At 58.4% G+C, this 817-nt stretch carries 1 protein-coding gene; it reads left to right on the top strand.

Annotation, left to right across the window (positions count from 1 at the left end):
- The first annotated feature begins 49 nt into the window (after positions 1–49).
- Positions 50–763, top strand: coding sequence for an IS6 family transposase (locus tag PMI03_RS16440; RefSeq protein WP_039974229.1), 714 nt, complete (start codon positions 50–52; stop codon positions 761–763).
- Positions 764–817: the final 54 nt, after the last annotated feature.

The raw sequence follows: 817 nt of genomic DNA, 5'->3' as shown, positions 1-817 counted from the left end.
GGCACTGTCACGTTGACGCGGCGACCGACGCTCAGGCACGATATCTGATATGAGCGCTGTTCGAAATTCCCTCTATCGAGGTCGCCGGTTTCCCGCCGAAGTCATAGGCCAAGCCGTCTGGCTGTATTTCCGATTTCCGCTCAGCCTGCGGATGGTCGAAGATCTGCTTGCCGCGAGGGGCATTGTCGTCAGCCGTGAGACGGTTCGGCGTTGGGCCGAACGGTTCGGACGCGACTTCGCCGGAAAGATCCGCCATCGTGCTCCGCAGTTCGGCGACAAATGGTATCTTGATGAGGTCGCCATCACGATCAACGGCCGAAAACATTGGCTTTGGCGGGCTGTCGATCAAGATGGCTTCGTTCTCGATGCTCTGGTCCAAAGCTGCCGCGACAAACTGGCCGCCGAGCGGCTCTTGCGCAAACTCATTCGCAAGCATGCGCGCACCCCGCGGGTTCTGATCACAGACAAGCTCAGGTCTTACGGCGCGGCACGTCGGGGTCTCGGGCTAAAAATGGAACACCGCCAGCACAAGGGCTTGAATAATCGTGCGGAAAATTCGCATCAGCCCACGAGGCGACGAGAGCGGATCATGAAGCGGTTCAAATCAGCGCGCCATGTGCAGTGCTTAGTCTCAATTCATGATCCGATCGCCAATTTGTTCCATTTTCCCCGCCACTACCTGACCTCAGCCGACTACCGAACGCTTCGCAGCGAGGCGATGGTCGTCTGGTCAGAAGTCACAGGCATTCGCGTCGTCGCATGACACACCGGCTCAATACGCCATCCGCCGGCTAACGCTCCTTAATGTGACAGTGCC

This window comes from Rhizobium sp. AP16 (genome assembly GCF_000281735.1).
GTDB lineage: Bacteria > Pseudomonadota > Alphaproteobacteria > Rhizobiales > Rhizobiaceae > Rhizobium > Rhizobium rhizogenes.
Note: the sequence above shows the minus strand (reverse complement) of the source record. Positions and strands in the feature narration are given on the sequence as shown.